General features: G+C 52.5%; 14 protein-coding genes. 8 read left to right on the plus strand and 6 right to left on the minus strand.

Translation table 11 applies throughout. The features are described 5' to 3' along the window. Positions 1-7: 7 nt before the first annotated feature. The gene (locus tag Q0903_RS13320; RefSeq protein ID WP_299416195.1) at positions 8-4,546 is read right to left on the minus strand and encodes a hypothetical protein; all 4,539 of its coding nucleotides are present in this window, start codon (positions 4,544-4,546) and stop codon (positions 8-10) included. A 435-nt stretch (positions 4,547-4,981) separates the two neighbouring features. Continuing rightward, entirely contained in the window at positions 4,982-9,295 is a 4,314-nt protein-coding gene (locus tag Q0903_RS13325) for a hypothetical protein (RefSeq protein WP_299416198.1), read from the minus strand. Positions 9,296-9,534: 239 nt separating this feature from the next. Between Q0903_RS13325 and Q0903_RS13330 the strand changes: the two genes are divergently transcribed. From Q0903_RS13330 to Q0903_RS13340, 3 genes are read left to right on the plus strand one after another with little or no spacing between them, the layout of a single operon-like run. Then, positions 9,535-10,128 carry a hypothetical protein gene (locus Q0903_RS13330; protein WP_299416201.1) on the plus strand — a complete coding sequence of 198 codons (594 nt, stop codon included), beginning with the start codon at positions 9,535-9,537 and terminating at the stop codon, positions 10,126-10,128. Next, a complete protein-coding gene (locus tag Q0903_RS13335; RefSeq protein WP_299416203.1) occupies positions 10,125-10,493 on the plus strand; it encodes a hypothetical protein in 369 nt (122 codons plus the stop codon). The genes Q0903_RS13330 and Q0903_RS13335 overlap by 4 nt, the downstream gene beginning before the upstream one ends. Further along, positions 10,471-12,204, plus strand: a complete 1,734-nt coding sequence (locus tag Q0903_RS13340) for a relaxase/mobilization nuclease domain-containing protein (RefSeq protein ID WP_299416205.1) — start codon at positions 10,471-10,473, stop codon at positions 12,202-12,204. Before Q0903_RS13335 ends, Q0903_RS13340 begins: the two co-directional genes overlap by 23 nt. A 131-nt stretch (positions 12,205-12,335) precedes the next feature. Here Q0903_RS13340 and Q0903_RS13345 read toward each other — a convergent pair whose 3' ends face one another. The 3 genes from Q0903_RS13345 to Q0903_RS13355 form a co-directional block, all read right to left on the minus strand. After that, positions 12,336-13,550, minus strand: coding sequence for a hypothetical protein (locus Q0903_RS13345; RefSeq protein ID WP_299416208.1), 1,215 nt, complete (start codon positions 13,548-13,550; stop codon positions 12,336-12,338). 247 nt (positions 13,551-13,797) lie between these two features. Then, positions 13,798-14,397: a hypothetical protein gene (locus Q0903_RS13350; protein ID WP_299416211.1), complete on the minus strand. Its 600-nt coding sequence runs from the start codon at positions 14,395-14,397 to the stop codon at positions 13,798-13,800. A 134-nt stretch (positions 14,398-14,531) separates the two neighbouring features. Then, positions 14,532-15,086, minus strand: coding sequence for a hypothetical protein (locus Q0903_RS13355; protein WP_299416213.1), 555 nt, complete (start codon positions 15,084-15,086; stop codon positions 14,532-14,534). A 106-nt stretch (positions 15,087-15,192) separates the two neighbouring features. On the opposite strand from Q0903_RS13355, the gene Q0903_RS13360 reads away from it, so the two are divergent. Next, complete coding sequence (locus tag Q0903_RS13360) at positions 15,193-15,606, plus strand: helix-turn-helix transcriptional regulator (protein WP_299416215.1); 414 nt, start codon at positions 15,193-15,195, stop codon at positions 15,604-15,606. Positions 15,607-15,655: 49 nt separating this feature from the next. Here Q0903_RS13360 and Q0903_RS13365 read toward each other — a convergent pair whose 3' ends face one another. After that, positions 15,656-15,814, minus strand: a complete 159-nt coding sequence (locus Q0903_RS13365) for a ribbon-helix-helix protein, CopG family (RefSeq protein ID WP_299416218.1) — start codon at positions 15,812-15,814, stop codon at positions 15,656-15,658. 119 nt (positions 15,815-15,933) lie between these two features. Between Q0903_RS13365 and Q0903_RS13370 the strand changes: the two genes are divergently transcribed. From Q0903_RS13370 to Q0903_RS13385, 4 genes are all read left to right on the plus strand, one after another. After that, the gene (locus tag Q0903_RS13370) at positions 15,934-16,452 is read left to right on the plus strand and encodes a hypothetical protein (RefSeq protein WP_299416220.1); all 519 of its coding nucleotides are present in this window, start codon (positions 15,934-15,936) and stop codon (positions 16,450-16,452) included. A gap of 132 nt (positions 16,453-16,584) precedes the next feature. After that, positions 16,585-17,544: a GIY-YIG nuclease family protein gene (locus Q0903_RS13375; RefSeq protein WP_299416224.1), complete on the plus strand. Its 960-nt coding sequence runs from the start codon at positions 16,585-16,587 to the stop codon at positions 17,542-17,544. 85 nt (positions 17,545-17,629) lie between these two features. After that, positions 17,630-19,744: an AAA family ATPase gene (locus Q0903_RS13380; protein ID WP_299416227.1), complete on the plus strand. Its 2,115-nt coding sequence runs from the start codon at positions 17,630-17,632 to the stop codon at positions 19,742-19,744. 528 nt (positions 19,745-20,272) lie between these two features. Next, positions 20,273-20,605, plus strand: coding sequence for a hypothetical protein (locus Q0903_RS13385; RefSeq protein ID WP_299416230.1), 333 nt, complete (start codon positions 20,273-20,275; stop codon positions 20,603-20,605). Positions 20,606-20,638: the final 33 nt, after the last annotated feature.

Consider the following 20,638-nt stretch of genomic DNA (forward strand, 5'->3'; position numbering starts at 1 on the left):
CTCTACTTTATACTGATAATTGGCTGGGCTTGGTTGGCAAAAATACCTGATTAGGCGTATCATTGCCGTATAACGTTTTTGCTCGCTTAGTGCCCCACTTCTTTATACGGTCTTTGCGCGCCCCCGTGAATAAGCTCGCAAAAGCATGCCATCTATTATCGACATGGTAGATTTTTTCGTCGTAATCGCTTCGTGCATCTACGACTTTGGAAGCCAGCGTTAAATTCAGCCAGAAATCGTCTGGGGTTCGGGCGCTCCACATTTCTTTTATCCAATGCTCTGCCCAGCGTGCCCTAACGTGTGCATGCTTTGCAGCTTTCATTGCTCTACCTACAAATCCCGTGGAAGGATCGAGGTGATCTAATATCTTTTCGAAATGATCAAACTGGCTTGAAAAGCCCGCAATTGTTATTCCAAGCGCATTGTCAACAGGGCGTTCGGAACTGGCCAATTCGTTGGCTAAATCAATGATGAAGATTTTTGCTCCAAATCGCTCTGCGGCGAGGATTTCCAAAGCCAAAAGGTCATCGGAAACACAATCCTCGAGTCGCTTCCTCCATAGGGCTTTCATAATGGGAGTGGCTGGACAGCTCCATACGGCTTTGTGTTCCATTGATAGTCCGTCCGGATACATGCGCTGGACAAAGCATTCAGCACCAATTGCTCTATCAAACAACCGAATGGCAGCATTTTCATCAGCATCAAAAGTTGCAGCAGCAATCATGAACGCGAAGTCTTTGAACCAGTAGAACTGAAGGCTGGACAAGTCTTGCAGGAGGTGTGCCCACTGTAAGCCAAGCTCCCTTCTGTTTTTGAGCATCCGACAAAAGCTGTCAAAGTCAATCTGCTCGGCAACAATCAAAGCATCTTTCTCTGCCAGCATCTCTTCCATCTTTATGAAAAGATCGTGGTTGCGTTTTTGTCGGGTTCGAAATTCCTCGTTAGTCTCCTCTCCCGAAAAAAATGAAGGTTTGTCGTTATTAGTGGTTTCAGGAATGCTGGGGTCGATTGAACGAAAACTATGCAAGACATGGTCATTTGGCTCAATTGTGGCTTTGATTGGCAATGGCACGAAACCACCAGATTGATCTGCAGCTTGTCTTAAGCGGGTATCGAAAATCTTGATGATCGCGGGGCTAATATCATTGCCGATCTGGTGCTCAGCAAGATACCAGGACTCTGGTGCAATGCGCGGAAGAACGTCATCGAACTCGGCCTCGCCACATACCACTGCATCAATTAGAAGTGCTGATCCGCAAGCATTTTCATAGCCTTTCGACCCAGTATTTTCAGAAGCGCTCCATGATCCATACAGGTGGTGTTGCCTCAAAAATTTGTTCTTCGTATTAAGCCCGACTTCAAAGGCAGCAGCCCGCACAAGCTTGTTCTCACTTGTGATAAACAACGCGACCTTTTCCTCAAGTTCGGTGCTCAGACCTTCAAAGGTATGGGCTAAAAGGGACAGCGCGCCGAAGGCAGCATTTTCATCACCGGTCATCTCCGCAGCATCTAATGCTGCAATAACAGCCGCTTCTAACGGCCTCTTAAAGCTTGGAATGCAGTCGACGGAATAATTTCCAGCGATGCTTTTCGAGGTGAGGAGTTCAAGTTGCTCATCGCCAGTCAGTTGATGCATTGCGAACTTTGTCATGAAATGTTTCACGATTCCGACATCGTTCTCTGGCAGCGTGTCCAGCCGGTGCTCCTCTTGCAGACGCTTTGATAAAGCAAGGGCATCGTTGCGGTCCAATAGAGGTGCGAGAGACGTCGCACACAAGGCAATCTGGCGAAGCGGCATGCCCTCCCGTGAAAGGATTGATTGGCAAAACTCTCGTCCTTTTGCGACTGCGACTTCAGGACCGAAACGGCTTACCGCGCACAAGCGATCTTCATAGTCCATGTCTTCGGATCCACGGTGCATCCCCGTGAGAAGCAGATCAGTATCAATCTCGGAGAATTGTTGAATAGTTGGGTCAACGTTAGCGGCCCGATCAGAATTAGGATCACATGGATCGGTCGCACATATCTTTTCACGAAGAGAAACGAAGTCTCGGTGTAGTTCGAGGTCCTTCCGCAGACCCTCGCCAATCACATATGCTTCTTTTGCATGCACCTCCTTACCCGTTGCATACAACATACGAACAAGAGACCACTTCCCCGCACGCGAGGTATTTTCGGCTCTGAATGGCTCGGCAGCCTCCAAGAAGGCTTGTCCAGCTTCAACTGGGTCGACACGATTGAAGTCAGTAAGTTGGTCAAATGATTTTCGTGCTTGGTAAACACTATGATCCAGATGAAAGCCAAAACCGAGAGTTGCGAGGCTTGAAGCCCAAGGTGCAAGAGGCAAGCCTGCCAGGAGTTCAAGCGCCTGCGTAAGAAGGCTGTCTGTGTCGCCCCGTACAACCACACAGGAATTAAAGACTTTGCATTCATGTGCAGAGAAAGATGCTATCGCTCCATCTATCTCTTTCTGTCGCTTCGCGGCTCGCTCCTCGTCTTTCTCATCTGCGCGCCCATATTTGGTCTGTTGGTTCAAAGCGTCAGGGTTGATATGTCGCAGCCAATCAAGAACAGCCGCATTAACGGCAGGTCTTGTATCTTGTGACACAGACATCTGCTTCACAGCTTCCAGGAGCCATTTCTCATTGATCGGATTCCGCCATTCCAAGAGCTTGTGCCTGGCTGCGCTAAGCGTCGCCTCTGGGCGCTGTCTTACGATATCGAAAAATTGTGGATATGCGTTCTCATCAAGGTTCTGCATTTCACAGAAAGCAGAAACGAGACATTCGAACACTTTTGCATCATAGCGCTCAGGGTCGAATGCACAAATATGTAATGCTGCCAAGACAACGCGGCTGGTTTCATCAAGTGCCGCAATGGGCTCGATGAGTGCTGCGGCGGTTGCTTCAAGCTCTTCTCGGTCCAGCACCGACTGCAAAATCCGATCGACAAGCGCAAACCCGAGAGCAAGCGACAGCCCTTCTCCAAGAAGTTTGTAACCACCGCGCGGTCCCGGCAAAGATTGAAAAAAGCGCGTTTCTTTAACGGCCCGCAATTCACCTTCAAAAACCAGATCCGTCCCGGCACCTGCACCCGTTCTAATCGTATCCAAAAGTTGGCCAGCGCTTTCGCTCAGAGCGAGACACAATTCGTCTGGAGATTGTGTTTCAAAACCGTCGACCTGCATCCGGTTGATATGCTCGAATAGCAGGGCATCGACGCTCAGCCCTTTCCAAGCGTCAGGATTGTCTCTGGGTAAAATTGAAAGTGCAATGCCAAGCAGCCTCGGGTTAAGAAGGCTTTGGAGCGTTGTTGCATCAAGAGACGACGGATCAATATCAACTTTGTTCAAAATTTGATCGCGTTCGCTTGCACTCCAGTTCCCAATGTTCAGTCTCTGGGGGCGGTCGAAACCGCGTTGCACATGCCGCGTAAAAAACTGTGGCCTAGAGGTAACAAGAAGTTTGCCGCCGCGATCTTCAACAAAGCCTTCAAGCAGCGTCAGGATCCGGTCCCATGGGACCGCTGGTCTTTGGTTCACGCCGTCCACAACAAGCAAAAAGCCCTTTGATGGTGCGTTAAATTCCCATGCAGCGAGACGACGTTGCCACCGCGCAATATTTCTGTGAGCGTTCTCGGTCTGAGCGGCAAATTCACGAATGAGCAAGCTCTCAAGCTGTGCATCATCAATGCCTTCAAATTTTTCAGCCCCAAGAATTACAGATAAGCCTTCGAATTCAACAGCCGCCTCTGCTGCGACCCAGCTCTTGCCGACACCTTCGGTGCCAAGCACGATACAAGTGGTCGCAGCCTGTAGACTGGAGATGACAGCATCCCTTGAAGTCTTGCGCGTAATAACAGGAATATCTTGTTGGCGGGGGGCAATTGGCTGGCCTAACCGTGATCTTGATTTTTTCTGCGACGATAAAGTTGCCTGCAACCAAGACTTGTTCGCCTGAACGGCCTGCCTGCCAGAAAGTTCCGCAGCAGAAAATTCTTCCAAAAGCCCCTTCCAACGCTTCTGGGCGTCAGGCTCACTCCGAAGATGCTCCAATATGCATTCAAGCTCAGCTTCATTAGATGACCCAGCAGTTTTGCCAGTAATCCATCCCGCAATGTCCGGCCCCGCGTTCGCCAGTGTAATTGCTAGAGATGGAAGAGCCTGATCGTTCCAGTCGAGCACAAGCACCGCAATACCTTGCTTCTCCCCATCACTCCTCAAATCTTGGGCAATCTGGTTTCTCACTTCGGTCGTTGCGCCCAGGACCCAAAGAATCTCTGCTTCATCTTTTCTACGGGAAATATCTGCAATTTTTGAGATGACCAGCTCCCGCTTGAGGTCAGATGAATATCTCTTTGCTTCGAAGCATACGGGCCTTAGGCGATCTTCACCTTGACCATCTACCCCGAACTGGAATCCACTCGCCGCAAGCCGCATCGGATTGCCCGTTATTCGGGCCAAGGCCAGCGCCAGAAGTCCCTCAAATCCGTCTTTTCCAGCAGGTTTTAGGTTCTCGAGCGCTATTTTAAGCGGATCTAAACTCATAGGTGCATTAAATTCCAGTTTAGTGGTGAGATAATAAACCGACCACAAGGATGGACCAGTTTGTGACCGTTTCTGTCATGGAAATATAAGCCTATCGTTTCCCATAATCTATATGGCCCATGTCTCAACACTACCAATAGGATAGAATCCCCATCGCGTTCCAGTCCTTACCTGCAGGTAAGTAAATCTGGCCACACAGGCCTGATGAGCTTGCCTTTGACCACCTCCCCCTCGCTTGAACCACCCGCCTCGTATCTATTTACTTAGTGGGATGAACTTCCTCAGTTAGTTCTGTTCACGATGTGGGAATTCGGGCCCAGACAACAGACAGGTGCGCGAATAATGCATGATACAAACTGCCCAGATAGAACTCCTCGCCCCTCGTCGATTTTCCCTAAGGTCGCGCGACCGGCATGCCCTTTCCATACTGTTTTCTCAGATCGCGCAATTTATGCCTTTTACCAAAAGACGTAGCTCTGGCCGTTCGATACAGATTTCGTCAGCAATGCCTTGTAGCCAATCAACCGTTTCCCGTAATGTCATACGATCTCCTGTCTGCGGATGTTGCCAGTGCCGGGTCTCTCGCATGACGATCAGCAAGCAACCCACCCTGCATAAGTCATGGTTGAGGTATTGACCGACCAACTGGTTGCGCAGTGCATGTTCAAGCTGGGTGCCAGACCACCGCCGCCGCGTATCATCCAACTTAAGCTCAATCGTGGCGTAAGCGGGCGTTGAATTTGGCTGCAACCGGATATCTGTGCGATTCTCGACAATCGTGACGGCTTCTTGTGTAAAACTGAACATCCCGCGATCGGTATTGCGCAGCCAATTTGTGATGAACCGTCGGAGTTCCGTCTCGGCTTCCACCTTTCTTAATGTATCAATAGGACTGTCTTCACTTTCAAGGATGTCATGCTCAAACTCCTCTAACCTGATACCCATAATTTTAAAGAGTGAAGCATCATCAAACGGAACGTAAGACACGTCATTGTCCAACTTCTGAAACGCCGCCAAAGACATAGCCGCGCTATCGGACATCCGTGCTGCAAGCTCGTGTGCCATTTCGCGCAACCTGTCAGGCATATGGCTGAATTCAGCTATAGCCGCGAACTCATGTAAGACCTGCAGTGTCTGGGTCAGTTCGACTTGCACCAGATGATCGAACAATGCGCTGCGCGTATCCTGAGCGTTTTCACGTTCGCCGCGCCGCCGCATTCCGCCTTCGTGATCGGGATCATCGTCCCTACGGACCGCTTGATAGGCGCGGATCACCAACTGACGAAGGAGTGCAAGGCGTCGCTGCGGGGGGATAGAATTCAACTTTGATACGCGCCCGTCGAACCGATCACCGAACACACGCACAAACAGACCGCTTGCGCGCTCTCTGGCGTCCTGCGAACTCAGGTCTTCGGTCAGAGCAAGTAGCTGCGCACAGGCAGCTTCGATATTCAGATGGGCAAGCTGTTTCAGCCAAAACCCGTGATCAGCCCCCTCCTCAGCCAACCGAGCAAGAACAATCTTGATGACCGCATCGACGTCTTCAGGCTCGCCATATTCCGCAACCAAAGCCACCCCGTATTCGATGGAATTGGTTCCGTTTGCGATTGCCTCTGGTGACAGGTTCTCAAACTCGGCGGCCAGCGCTTGGGCAACAGCCACCTTCATGCTTTGTGTTCCGTGGTAGCTGACATCACGCAGCATATCAGCGTGATTGGTCACCAAAAGGTTCCGCCATTGCGCAAGCGTTTCGGTGACTATGACATCGCGGACAACTTGCGGATGGGCGGCCTCAAGTACCTCAATGAAGCTCGCAAAACCGTTTAGCTTCAGGCAGGCAATCCGTGTGGCGCGGCGGGCTTCGTCCGGTGTCAGTGCTTCGGCCCAGCCCACCGTCTCGGCTTCGCTGTGAACGGCCATCAAGGCATGTAGCCAGACGTAAAAGATTGAATTCTGCTTTTCAACGTGCCGCTCGCTGCGCAGGGCGACATCTTGACGTCGCCAGAAATCGGACAACGCGAGACGTAGCTGTGCGAGAAATGCAGACGAGAATGCTTTTTCAATTAGGTTTGCGTTCCAACCTGCACGCGACCCGCCGGTCCTGTTACTCATTTGAATCAGCTTATAGACGTCGGAGATTGTTCCGCAGCTTGTATTTCCACTAAGAAGAAACCCATTGTCGGCCAATACGGCAGCCCGCCAATCGCGCCAGTCCTGCACACGTTTGGCTTCCTTAAGTGCCCGCTCTTCTTTACGCGTTGCGCTTCTGATTTCGTATTCGCTTGGTTCTCTGGGTGCCGGGTTCAAAACCTTCTCAAAGTGCTCGGCCAAATCCGGTCGCTCTGCCACCAGACTGCGGATCTCCTCGGTTAATTGAGCGTCTGCAACCGGATCAAACAGCTGCATCAAAGCATAATAGGCGACGCCTTGCTTCTCGCTTGTATCGGGCGACCGGAGAGCGGCGAGAATCCATTCAAGATCGTCACGCTTTGGCCAAAGCCCGCCAACAAGGTCTGAGGTTGTATTGATGAAGCGCCCCCAATCGTCCTCCCGCCCCTCCAGTGCATCGGACATTCGTAAACAGGCCCAGAAAATCGCCGCCCGCAAATCAGGCCGACTCTCGCATTGGCTGAGGAGCCTTTGCGTTTCATCGCGTGCGATTATACTCTCCCGCCGCTCACCGAAGTGAAGCGCCACCGCGAACGACCACGCCCAAGATGTAGCATCATCTCCGACGCTTGGAACCGTTACATCGCATGCAACCAGCAGCGCATCAGTATGGCGGTCATATTCCGAGTGGGATTCATACATCCGGCTTTCGGCGGTTCTCGCATCCCAAATAGCCGCAGTGAGTTGATTTCGAAGAGCAAGCGTTTCCTCGCCGGCCCTATATGCTCCTTTAACGGCATTCATTATAGAATAACCCAACCCGTGTACCGAGTTGGGCAGCTCGGTCATACCCGAAATCAGCGTCATGAATTCTGTCTGTGATAGCACGGCAGGAAACAATTCAGGTAACAGGTTGCGAACCACTTCCTCAGGAATCGCACCAGCCAATACAGATGTTTTCAGGACCTGCTTCTGAACATCTGCCCCCCCAGCCAAAACGCCATATCCCGCATAGACCCTGTGCCAGTTAGGTAACTCGGCATCCTGAAAAGCCCGCAAAGAAAGGTCTACGCAGTCGGGCATTGGTGCAAGCCAGATCAGCTCCAGCAGAAGTTCGCGTGTGTCAAATCCCGTATAGCCAGCGTCCCACAACTCGCGAACCACTGGGCCCAGATCGGGATGCGCCACACGTCTCAATTCGGGGTGGCCAACGCCCCCTTGGCGCCAATCACTCCCGGCAAACCGTTTGACATAGCTGCGCAAAAGTCCGGCGCGCAAATCAATCGACATCGCACCCGGTATTCCCTCGCGAAACAGAAGGTGCGGTTTGCGTCGCTTCACAACCTCGAGGATATCTCCGTGCCAAAGCGCCAGCCACGCAACGACAGGTTCCATGCTCGGCTTGATCACCTCCTCGCCACCAATTTCATCGAATAGCAGGGCGAATAGTTCACGTGTAGACAGCCCCAGCCCGCGCAATGCATTCAACCGACACGCCGCAAGGTATTCTTGCGTGCCGCGATGGTGGAACCGGACGGCACCAACACCGCTCGGATCGAACAGAGCTTTGCTGATCAGCTCACCTCGCTCAGGCGCTGACCAATCCCGCAAGATAGCTGAAACTGTCAGCGTGTCGGCTTCTACGGCACCTCCGGTTTGCAACGACCTTTTCTTCATCAGGAAAAGTGCCAAGGCCAACCGTTCGGCCCCTTCTCGCGCTTTCGCTTCCGATAGAGTTTGGCCCCGCCTGTGCGGGCGCTCGCGAAGTTTCTGATCAATACCGGCTTTCATCTGATCTTCGAGAGATCCCAACGCACCATGTTGCTTTAGGAAATCCAGACCTTCCATGATGTCGTAGGGCAGTCGGTAGAGATTCCAGAGTTGGTTTGCCTCCAGCGCTTCGCAAAATTGATCCGCATACGCCGGAGCGTAAAGCGCCGCAAAGGTCCGCACTTCGTCATTGGACAGCGCGTGCAGCGAGACAACCAGAGGCCCCTGAGTGCCATCAGGCGGTTGCGCCCCCACCTGATCGCAATTGTCATCTTTGGCAGTTTTTTCGGTAATCGCTTCAAGAAACATCGCCTCACCGTCGAGGGATTCTGGGGCCTGGGATTGAGGGGTTAGCCGCACGTTGAAGGGTTCAAGCTCTTGGAGATCGAACTGCACTTCCGGGTCCCCCGGTCGACAGGACAAAAACAACCTGACCCGCGAGACGTGTGGGCCGATCTCGCGCAGCAGTTTTTTGAGAGCAATCCGGAATGATCCATCTCGTAACTTCAGCTCATCAAGTGCATCGAGAAAGATGTAGGCCGTTGCGTCATTGGCCTGCCGCCATGTATCGAACTGCCCTTCGTCTTCCAACGAGAGGACATCCCGAACAGCATGATCGTGTAATTGTTCCATAGGGATGAAGAACGCAAATGAACCTTGCCCCCGAAGTCGATCAACCTGTTGCTTGAATTCATGCGTTTTTCCGGATTTCCCCTCAGCGATAACAAGAACCGGGCTTCGTTCCAGCAAATCGTTCCAGCGCAGAACACCGGTTGCAGCCCTATCCCACAAAGACCGCAATTCAGGATCACGGGTATAGCTCTCAGTCGGCGGCCCGAACAAACGGGTTAAGGGGACATGGTTGGTCATGGATACGATATGTCAGCCGAAACCGATGCTAACAAGATCGCTCAATGCAATGGGCAGGGCTTTTTCCAGCAACGTGACCCAATCATTCATCCACCATGCCAATGACACCTGCTTTTTACACCCGACAAACGCTTTCCGAGAATGTCAGGCGAAATCCGGCGGTCTGACCGCCCGCATACCCTGCTGTTTCCGAAAATCTCTAAATGCAGAAACTCACACGACCAATTGGATTGATTTAAGTGATTATTCAAACCCCAAGAAAATTCCGTAATCCACAGAAAAGAAGAGAACCTTGTTTTGAATTTTCGCGAATCACTCATATTAGAAGAGTCGGTCGTTTAGAAAAGGAAACCGACATGCCTAAGAATTTAAACACAGTATCGATTGAAGCTGCAGAGCGTTTTGCACAAAAGCTTGCAGATGCGCCAGTTAAAGCGAAGACCGCGTTTACTCCTCGTGAGTTCGTTCAGATGAACAAGGAGGCAATCCTGGATGCGGTAAGTCAGCGCGGCTATAGCTATCAGGATATTGCAAAATGGCTTACTGAAGAAGGCGCGAATATCAGCGTAAGCACGCTGCGCAGTTATCTGCGTGATCCGAAAAAACGCACTACTAAGTCTGGCGCAAGAGTTAGAACAACACCCAAAAACAACACGGCTATACACCCGCGGAATGCGAATATGCGCGAAAAAGAAATACCGACAAGCGTGAAAGAAAAAGACGTTTCGCCACATGATATCGTGATCACCCCGCAAGATCAAAAGCAACAAGACCGAATTGATTCAGAGCAATTGTTTAACAAGTTCGGTGGAACGGAAGGCCATGTCGGGTGACGCAGATGCAAATGGAAGAAACTCACAAGCCCCGCTCCAACCAACGCAGACAAACGGAAAGCGCCTGCTTGCGCTGCACCACGGAAGAAAAGTTGTCGTGGCGTCGAACGGCGAACCGATTGGGTTTTGACAGCTTATCCGCATGGATCAAGGATCTGATCAACAGCGACGGTGAACCCAGCCTACATCTTCGTCGGGTGATATCAGGCAGACTGGGGCGAATTGGCGCACGAATTGCGATGCTCGGCAAAAAGGATTTACCAGCGGTCGTTGAAGATGAACTTATTGCGATCGTGTCGGACCTCACATTAATACAAGCCGCGTTGATCGAGGGGGACATCAATGCTTGCAAAAGTGATCCCTAACCGGTCGTGGGCTGACAATGGGGCAAACGTTTTCCGATATCGGGTTGAATACGCGTCTCGCACCGCATCCGCGATGCTGATGCTCAATCTCATCGGGGGTTGTGAGGACGCATCAACACAAATGGCGTTTACTGCAGACCTCAACCCAAAGGTCCGGGCACCATGCAGCCATATCGTTTTGTGTTTCCATGAGACGGAACAGCCCAGTGATGAGGATGTGCTCGCTGCGGCGCAGATGGTGCTAACAGAAATAGGGGCATCTGAGTATCAGGCGATACTTTTAATCCACCGTAACACCAATAGCACCCATGTTCATATCATCCTGAACCGCGTGCATCCCTTTACGGGCGCGAGTCTGTCTCTCAGCAACGATTACGCACGCCTTGAGCGTGCTTGTCGACAAACTGAACACCGTTTCGGCTGGCCCGCAGACCGAGGGCGGTTTGATATCGCGTTGGTGAATGGCAAGATTGAACTTTGCCCAAAGCCCCAAGAACACTGGGACCGCAAAACGCAAGAGCGCGCGCAAGGACTGAGGCCCGATGGCAAGGCCGTAAGAGAGCATCACCGACTTACAAATCAAGGCTATTTGCGCAACGATCTTACTGCCAACCTGCGTGACTTCGCGTGCAAAATATTGAAAACGGCACTCCACTGGCGGTCGGTTCATTCCGGTCTCAAAAACGCAGGTCTGGAATATGTGCCCATAGGCAGTGGCGCGCGCATCCGAGAGATTAAAAGTCAGCGGTTCATGCCGGCGAACCAGCTGGGATCCGCATTCAGCTTTGGCGCCATGTGCAAGCGCCTTGGTGCTTTTATCCCCCGTCGTAGTGTGCCTGCCGAGACTGCGCAGGAGGCACAATTCGGATACCGTGAGCAAATCAATAATCTTAAGCGTAGTCATTGGCGCGCACGAACTGCGGTGCGCCTAACGCTTAAAGGCACGAGATCATTTGCAGCTCAGGGTTTGCGTGCTGCAATGCGTGAAACACACAGAAACGCGATCAAAGCGTTAAAGGAATACCTGAGTGCAACGCGACCGCAGCGCACGCCAACGCCGGAGCCAACACCTCTTGAACGTTATCGCCTCGTGCTACGCACACGGCAAAGTGGCCTGGCCTCTCGCGATGACCACACTGCCAGACGACAGGACTGGATTGTTGCACCGTCAATCAAAGATCCATATGCGCCCCAGATCATTAAGACGGCTGTTGCACTGCATCAAAATACACTCCGCCTTGACGGAAATAACGGTCTTCTATTTGCCCGCTGGGATGCAAAGGGAAGGATAGTTGGGTTTGATCGCATGTTGCTGGAAGCCAATCCGCGGGCATCGATCCAAGAGACTTCAACTGGTGGGGTTTGTATGATCGGGCCCCAGCCCGCCGACACGTGTCTGCTGGTGCGCACACCTTTCGAAGCAATCACGAGCCTGCTGCAAGTTGGGGGTCCGACGCCTATGATTGTGATTGTTGGAAATGCATTATCGAAGGCGCGCACGGCACACATCAATTGGCTGACTAAGGGTCGTAAGATTATGATTGATGACGACTCGTTCGCGGATCGTCCCGATTTAAAACAGAAGCTCAAAAAAATGTTCCCAAATGCGAGGTTTTTGACTGAAAACAATGATCAGAAAATTGTTACGCCTGAACCTCAGATGTCAGAGAAAACAGACGAACACTCATCAGAAGGTCTGAAATCTTCCTGACGATAACCGAACGTGACCTCAGATTATCGTCTGCAGAAAAAAGATATACCTTATGCCGAGTGATCAGCTTCGGAATGCCTGCCGGCCAGTTATCAACGGGCAGCATGATGTCAGTTCACGAAATGACGGGCTTATTGCAGAACGAACAGCAGCGGGATGCGATCTGGTGCGCCATCGATTGCAAACAATGCAACCTCGCGGGTGATCGGATTGAGCCCCGTGGTGTTTTGAAGCGGATCATACAGCGGCGCGCCCTCACGGATTTCCCCTGCCCCCATCACATAGGCAGGCACACCGCGAATGCCGGGGTAGTTCGCAAGAACACCCGTCTTTAAGGTGTCAGCATCATAGTCGACCTGCGCGCCGAACCCGTCAAAAGCCGCGATGCTATCACCGACAAAGGCTTCAACTACATCACGCGGGGATCCCGAGCGCTCAAGCTCGATGATACCGTAAGCTCGTGTCAGAATATGGCCGCCATCTGCTGGGGAGAATTCAAGCATTCCGCATCGATCGAGGATGTCAGGCGTATAGCACGCAAGGCCCGGCCCGGTTCCTCTGACGCTGACCGCATTGCCCGCGATCAGATCGACCGAAAACCCGCGCGTGGTGCGCCAATTCCCTTCGGCCTGCTGGAGATAAATGCGAAAAGCCTTATCAGCCTCGTGCGGCGCGTCGAGCACCGTGATGCCATTGTCATGCTGATATGCAATGACCTTGCCCTTGTCAGTATAGATAAACGTATCGCTGGCACTGTATGGATAGCTCGACTGGATAATAGCCTTCGCGTCAGCCCACGGCGTGCCGAGCTGCGGGATTCCAGCCATCTCAAGGATCTTCGACCGGGTGGTTGGCACCTGATCCGCCGCAGCGCTTGCAGGCAGCGGTGCGGCTTCCCTTGCAGTGAACTCACCCACCACCAAACCGTCTGCTGCAGTGTAAATCACCTTGCTCACATAACCCTCAAAGGCACGCGGCCGTGTGGTTGAGGCTTGGATATTGGTCAGCGTCACGTCAGCAGTCAGCGCCCGTGTGCCGATGCGTTCGCGCAGGGCTTTCCCTTGATCACGCGTTGCAGGAAAAATGCGAAAGTCTTCAAAATTCCGGAAGAAGAGCTTTTGGACGCCAATGGGCAGATGCATGTTTGGCACAAACAAGCTTGATGGAAAGCCTTCCGCTTGAGCGCTGTAGTCGCCCAATGTGGCGCTGATTGTGACCGTGATCTCAGCAGTGGCGGTATCAATATTTCCCTGCTGTTGTTTGAGTTCTGCAACAAGCCGCGTCAGCACCTCGTCGCGATCAAATTCGCTTGCAGCGATGTAGGCCGGATCCTTTTTGGCGATCACCTCAAAATCGGGCTGTTGGCCCTCTACGGCGTTGAAAAAGCGGCCCCACCATCTGGGATCAGGGTTAGAATATGTCTCGGCATAGGCGGCTGAGGACATCGCAGCACCGAGGCTAAGGATAAGAGCGGTTCTAGAAATCATGAGGATGTTCCTTTTTCTGTAAGGGAATTTAATTGGGGAATAAGGGCGACATCAGATATCTCGATGAGAGGCGTCTGACTTAACCGGGAGTGGCGCGCTGCAACTCTCAGCCTTTGACCTGCTGCTCGGTGGTCAGAAGGTTGAAGAGTGCGATGGCGCGGTCCTGCTTAAGGTTGCGCCCCAGCTTTATGGTCTTGCTGCCATAGCGGATCATCACGCGATACCGCCGTTTTGCCGAGGAACGGCCAATTGCAATACTTGCGCCAGCCATAGCTGAGGTCGTTGCGTTAGCTATGGCCCCCATCGCAGCAAATGAAGCCCCGGCAGCCCCAGTGCCACCGAAAACAAACATCGGCTGTCCGGTGAGCATCACATCTTTATCTAGAGGATTGTCGATGAAGACCTCGGATACCCGATCCAGATCGTATTCGACTCCACCCTTAACGATACCAGAAGGTGTGAGCGTAAAAGATTGAGCCTGAAACATGCTGTAGATCAGGTAAGCAAAACCGAGCATCAACGCGACAAGAAACGGCCACCAAGATGCAGGAAGAACTAAAGTTATTGAGAGAAGGAGAAACGGGACGGCAATTGGAAAAACGACATACGCTGCCCAAGAAAGTCCGTCCCCGCGAAAAGAAATGACCTGCTTCTCACCCTCATGTTGGACGTCATAGCCTTGTTGAAATTCTGCTTTTTTAGTCATGATAATCTCCTTCTTACTTGTCGCTCTCGAGGCAAAAAGACATGCGCAACTCTGCAACTTCCCGCACGCTGCCCTTTGGACAAGATCGCTATGCCACTCTGATGGATGTTAAATTTAGGGAAGTGACTACCAGTTCACCATGCGCACAGTTTAACGGTCGCGTTGGTCCAACAGGCCCCGTCGCGGCGCAGTGCGCCAAGTGGCGTATGCGCGCGTGCCTCATCAATCGCGCCATTCCAGTGCCCGCTCCCCATGTCGGGACCCTCGACGTAAAGATATGCAAAATATTTGCCGCCAGCGCCCGCGATTTGGAAACCACCAGAACCTGAAGAGAGAGGCTTAAAATAGCAGTCCCCGTCAATGTATACACGGCCATCAACTTGAAGAAGGCATTGCACAGGACGCGCTTCGGCAAAGGAAGAGAAGAAGCTACAAAAGAAAATTACGGCACTGAAAGTTGCTGTTCTCATATGCATCGGATGGCTCCCTGAATGGAGTGAACTCAATGACGCATGTTTCGCACAGGTCCATATTTCGGGAAATACAGCATAAAGCAGGTATTCAGCATTGAAGAAGGCATACCGGCATGCCAAATATATCGAGCGGCGCAGCAAATTCTGCACGTGGGGCTTAGTAACTCCAATAGCACACAGGCCGGTCAGGATTTTTCTTGGCCGGGTGGCCACCATACATGTCCAGGGCTCGCCTAAAAATGGTGGCGTCCTGTGCTGTGTGCAGGATTACTAACACCCGGCTCTATGCCGGTCAGCCTCTCAACACGATGGAGGCTCCGCGATGTTCAATCAATTCAAATCACCAGTCCTGATGGAAGTGTCAGGCGACCCTTTGGCTATGCTCTCGCGTGTTACCTTCCCGGATCACGTCAAGATGCCTGCTTTTGATCAGTTCAATCAGCATCTCGTAAATAACATGACTTCCTTTAAAGCTGACAAAATCGGCTCTAAAGGAACCAATCAACAAATTGCTTCGGGCATCCATCTTCCTGCAAATGTAACCCTTGCACCACGAGAGAAAGATGTTCTCTTGTGGGCAGCAAACGGGAAATCCGCTTGGGAGACCGCAATTCTGCTTGAGTTGACGGAAAACACGATCAAATTCTACATCAGAAATGCGTGTTCCCGTTTGGGTGCCCAAAACAAAACCCACGCAGTTGCTATCTGCGTAGCCCATGACCTGCTGAAGAATTGATAAGTCCGAACATCACGGCACAACGTCCATTGATGTTCGGACTATTATTTTAAGTCTTCTGAGCGAGGCATTCTGCTAAAAGCCGCCGGATCATCTCCGGGCGCGTTGGCAGATCAGGCTCTGATCGCCTTCTATCATCAAGTGCCTCAATCATATCGCGTGAAAGGCGTAGTGTTAGCGCCTCAGTATCTTTTTTTGGGGGTGCCATAGCATTTCCTTACATTTTGATGTTGACATCATAATGGTGTAATGGCATATTGATCGAACGAAAGCAAGGGTTCCCGCCCTCGCCTCCGTCCTAATCAATTAGATCCTTAGGAGATCATCATGACTGACTATTACAATATCACGCAAGTCGCGACGCTTAAAGCCGACTATCCAAATTATCCAACTCCAATTGCCAGTGCGTTTGCCGCTTTGCTTCCGGCCCTTGCCCGTCATATCGAAGCTGAACGCGAGATCGAAGAAGTCGATATCTGGGACCCTGCGTTCCGCGCTTGGCTGACCGATGCGGAAGTGGCTTTCACGGATGTTACAACACATTTGTCCACCATCGCGTCTCTTGAACTGACATGCGCCCACGACAAACCGCTCAAGCGCATGTCGTTGCTGGTTAATTCTCTGATCCGCTCTGAAGAACCAGATAACTTTATGTTTATTTATGGTTTGAGGCCGCACTTCGAGGATCTGTTTCAATGTGAAGGCAGCGGTCCAGCTGTGCGCGATCGCAACGTGATGCTTGGGCAGGCGCTGGCACATATCGACGCCATGGCGACGCTGCTGACCTACGATGGATGTGCTGGAGTAGAGGCCGACGATTCAATCGACCCGCCGGCTCTTACCTAAGCCTTTAGTCTGGCCGCAACAGGCCAGACCATCTCCCACCAAATACGCATCTTAGCTGATCCCGCCTGATCATTTCAGGTGCCCCGTTTTGATGACGTTAATCTTTTTTGAATCCTTACGGAGGACTTTCTCATGAACACGTTTAACCCACCAAATAATATGACAATCGCTGACTTTCCTTTTCCGATCCACACCGGCGCTATCAAGCCGAAGTGGGCCGAGGAGGCACAGAAGAAAGGGTATAACATCTTAGCCCGCATCGTTGACCGCATGCATCTTGCACTTCAATGCAAGCTCTGTGGCGGCATCAGCAAGGTCCGCCATTATACGCTGACCAGTGCCAATCCGCTCTGCTCTCACTGCATCGAACAGGTTTGGCAGGTCGACGCAGTCGCTGCCGGACTGGAGTTCATCAAGCGTGACCCCGCACGCCGCAACTACGCTTTCTACCGAATGCCCTGCGGTCACGAAATTAGTCGCCAGTTTGAATTGATTAAGCGGGTCGCTGCAGGCGAAACTGGTCTACGTTGCGAGACCTGCCGTGCGGCAATGGAGGTGTCAGAGGCCGCCGCGCTCGGGTGGGATCTTATCGGCCCTGACAGTGAGGGCGATCCCAATTACCGTATTTTCCAGCACGCCGAATGTGGCCACACGCAACGGATCGCGCGGGCCAACATCCAGACGCAGCGATTTTCCTGTGGCGGATGCGGCATTGATTGGCCTGCGGCGCCGAGCTTTATCTATCTGATGCGGTTCATCAGTGCGACAGGCCGCGAGCTGATCAAAGCAGGTTTCTCACGCAATCCGACAAGCCGCATGCATCATCAACTGGTGGTCGGTCAGGAAATGCCCTGCGAGATTTTGCGCACCGTTGCAGTCCCGACAGGACGACAGGCACTCTGCATCGAGAAAGGCTTGCATAAAATGCTGCAGCTCAATCATCCCGAGTGCATTGTTGATCCAGCGTCATATCGCGGTCAGATCCGCGTTGCGTCAGAGATCTACGACGCTTCTTTGACACCAACAATCCTTGGCCATCTCGATGACATCGAGGCAGAACTCGGAACCAATGTCGAGTGTCGCGCCGCGTAGCGCCCCCGCCAGCACACACATCCTTCGCTTCGGGCATCGCTTCCGAGGCGTCCCAATTCACCCATTCATTAGGGAGGGCGCAGCTATGCCCCACACTACATTCACCCCACCCGCCTGGTCCGCATTTGCACATGCCGCCGTCGAAAACCTACGCCGCCACCACGGCGTCCCAGCACTTTACAGTGCCGACGCCGCTCATAAGATGGAGCCCGTCACGGATCTCGATGAGCTTTTTGCCCGCTTCGACGACCGTAATGAGGCCGAGACAATGGCGGAATGCACAAGCCTACCATCTCGCTATGTGCCTGCGCGCCAGCTTCTGACTGCAATCCGACTTGCCGCAAGCTTTGGCGGGACAGATGCATATGAGGCCAGCCGTCTAAGTGGCGCGCTGACCGTTATCGGCGATATCGCTCCGTCCGATATCCACATCATACGTGAAACTTTGAAAGCGGGATTCCCGCATGCAAACTGGAAAATAGTCTCACCCGACATCGTAGACGGCAGAGTCGGAAAAGCTGCACAGGATCGCTTTGATATAGCTATAGAAGATTGCATTGATCGCATCGAACCCGTGCTGATCTTGCAGTCACATGGTGTCTCACTACCCCGTCATCTTGAAGCCATCGCTCCTCAGATACTGCCACTCGCACCGCCTTCGCGTGACATTCTCTCAGCCTATATTCTTGCTGGTCATCTATGTGACCAAGTCCCAAATGCCGAAACGCTGTATCGCGCTTTGCCCGACGATAGTGATCTCTTTGAGTTGAGCACACTTGACGTCTGTGCCGCTCTGCGGGCGCCGACTCCGCGTATCGTCCTTCAGCGTCTCAGTGCCATCATCAGCACTAACGTGAAAGCCGCAGGGCCGCGTTTGGTAGATTTTGGCGGCGATAGCCCTGCCCTTATCGCTGCGCGCCGGATCGTCGATGACCTTTTGCTGTGGCAGCAGGGCAAAGCAGCGTGGAACGAGATCAGCCGCTCGATGCTCCTTTATGGCCCACCTGGCACTGGAAAGACGTTCCTCGCGCGCGCCATTGCGAACAGCGCGGGGATCAAGGCGGTAAATGCCAGTTTTTCGGAATGGCAGGCTCGGGGCCATTTGGGCGAGATGCTCAGCGCGATGCAGCAGTCCTTTGCAGAGGCACGGCAGCTTGCACCCTGTGTGCTCGTTATTGACGAGATCGACGCGGTGGGATCACGCAGCGACACTGATCGGCATGCCTCAAATTATCGGACTCAGGTCATCAACGGTTTTCTTGGCGAGATGGACGCAATCGCCAAAAACGAGGGCGTGGTTGTGATTGGCACCTGCAATCACCCTGAGCGGATGGACCCTGCTGTGATCCGCGCGGGCCGTATGGACATCAAAATCCATGTGGCGCTGCCCGACGCAGAAGCAGTCCTTGCTATCCTACGTCATCATCTGTGCGAAGATATTGCTGATGGAGAATTGGTGATACTATCCCATCTCGCCGTGGGCCGGAGCGCGGCGGATATCGATGCTGCAATCCGTGCTGCAAGGTCAGACGCGCGGCACACACGCGAACTTCTGAATACCGATATGCTGCGTAAAAAGATGGGGATTGTGTCCAATGACGCGGACGAAAAAGTGCTCTGGCGAATTGCGATCCATGAAGCAGGGCATGCCGTTGCAAGCGCCGCGCTTGGGCTTGGCGCGATCCAAAGCATCTCCATCACAACCAACGGAGGCGAAATCCAACGCCGCATTCAGCCGAATGAAAGCCTATTGTCTGACATCGAGGCCGAGATCATCTACTCCCTCGCTGGTCGTGCCGCAGAGCGGCTGGTTCTGGGGGAAGTCTCCGCCGGTGCGGGAGGACAAGACGCGTCCGACCTCGCTTTGGCTACCCGTTGGGCCATCCAGCTCGAAACAACCCTCGGCCTCGGACATGAAGGGCTGGTCTGGCACGCCAAACCAGAGGCCGTGCATTTGCATACCCCGGCGATACGCGACAGAGTAAGGCACCGTTTGACACGAGCGGAGCAACGGGCCAGTGCTCTATTGGCTCAGCATCGCAAAGTTCTGGAGGCATTGGCATACGATCTAGTCAAGCGACGTTCGATGCGTGCGCAGGACATACAGCACTGGCTGAAAAGCGTTAAAAACGACTTCGCTTTGAAAAACAGCGTGAGCGAAAACACCTTTGCAGATGCCGACCGAGATAAGCTCAACTAAAGCCAGATAATACCCGCGCCGACTGAGGTTGGTGCGGGTAGGTCTTCATATTGCCTGTTGAGTTCATTGCGCTGGACAGGAGCGATATAGGATTTGCGTTTGTCTGGGTTAGTGGCCTGCGTATTTTGCCCTTTCCTGGGTCATTCTATTTTTAGGTTTTTGAGTTTTTAGTTCTTTATGGGCAAGTTTGATTTGATTTTTGAAGGAATAATGAGGTTCAGTGTTTTTGGTTTCTTTGTTTTTTTGGGGGGAGGAATAATATGGATTTTCAAGGTTTCTTTGTTTTTTCAGTTCCTTTGATTTTCTGATTGCTTTGTTCTCAATTCAAAATATGCGAAATACAATTTCCAATCCTCAGATAATCCACAACATTCGCGCATTTCCCAGCGATTCACGCCCAGTTGGGCGATCCAGTAGCCTTCCCTTACTTTATATTGATGATCAGAAGGCCGGACAAATTTTCGGCCACATTCACATCGATATGCACCGCTCTGAGCACTCCTCTAAGCGGGTGGGAGAACTCGGCCAATGGCACGAGACTGGGAAGGACATGCGCGTAACAAGGAGGTGCCGTTGGCGCCCCATGTCCACCCATCTTCCGGAACACAGTCCGCGTCGATGCCCGGCAGCGCCTCTATTTTGCTCTCGCTCGTCAAATCGAACAAGCGGAAGAAATCGGAAAACAATCAGACACAACAACTCGCGCGTATTCGCTCCAGCTTACGGACCGTCGCCATCCTTCTTGAGGCAAACCACGCATACCTCCCCCTTTTCCTGAGGCTGGAGCAGGAGTTGATAGCCGAACAGTCAAAGCACGACGCCATTGCACGCTCAAAGAAATATCTACCCCATCAACGTTGACTACTTCGCTTTACAGCCCTCGCACCACGACCG

This window comes from uncultured Sulfitobacter sp., from assembly GCF_947502895.1.
Lineage (GTDB): Bacteria > Pseudomonadota > Alphaproteobacteria > Rhodobacterales > Rhodobacteraceae > Sulfitobacter.

Bases quoted from the DNA above. Each gene is read 5' to 3' on its own strand.
- Q0903_RS13320 (WP_299416195.1), bottom strand. From the start codon at position 4,546: ATGAGTTTAGATCCGCTTAAAATAGCGCTCGAGAACCTAAAACCTGCT.
- Q0903_RS13325 (WP_299416198.1), bottom strand. From the start codon at position 9,295: ATGACCAACCATGTCCCCTTAACCCGTTTGTTCGGGCCGCCGACTGAG.
- Q0903_RS13340 (WP_299416205.1), top strand. From the start codon at position 10,471: ATGCTTGCAAAAGTGATCCCTAACCGGTCGTGGGCTGACAATGGGGCA.
- Q0903_RS13350 (WP_299416211.1), bottom strand. From the start codon at position 14,397: ATGACTAAAAAAGCAGAATTTCAACAAGGCTATGACGTCCAACATGAG.
- Q0903_RS13355 (WP_299416213.1), bottom strand. From the start codon at position 15,086: ATGGTGGCCACCCGGCCAAGAAAAATCCTGACCGGCCTGTGTGCTATT.
- Q0903_RS13360 (WP_299416215.1), top strand. From the start codon at position 15,193: ATGTTCAATCAATTCAAATCACCAGTCCTGATGGAAGTGTCAGGCGAC.
- Q0903_RS13365 (WP_299416218.1), bottom strand. From the start codon at position 15,814: ATGGCACCCCCAAAAAAAGATACTGAGGCGCTAACACTACGCCTTTCA.
- Q0903_RS13370 (WP_299416220.1), top strand. From the start codon at position 15,934: ATGACTGACTATTACAATATCACGCAAGTCGCGACGCTTAAAGCCGAC.
- Q0903_RS13375 (WP_299416224.1), top strand. From the start codon at position 16,585: ATGAACACGTTTAACCCACCAAATAATATGACAATCGCTGACTTTCCT.
- Q0903_RS13380 (WP_299416227.1), top strand. From the start codon at position 17,630: ATGCCCCACACTACATTCACCCCACCCGCCTGGTCCGCATTTGCACAT.
- Q0903_RS13385 (WP_299416230.1), top strand. From the start codon at position 20,273: ATGGCACGAGACTGGGAAGGACATGCGCGTAACAAGGAGGTGCCGTTG.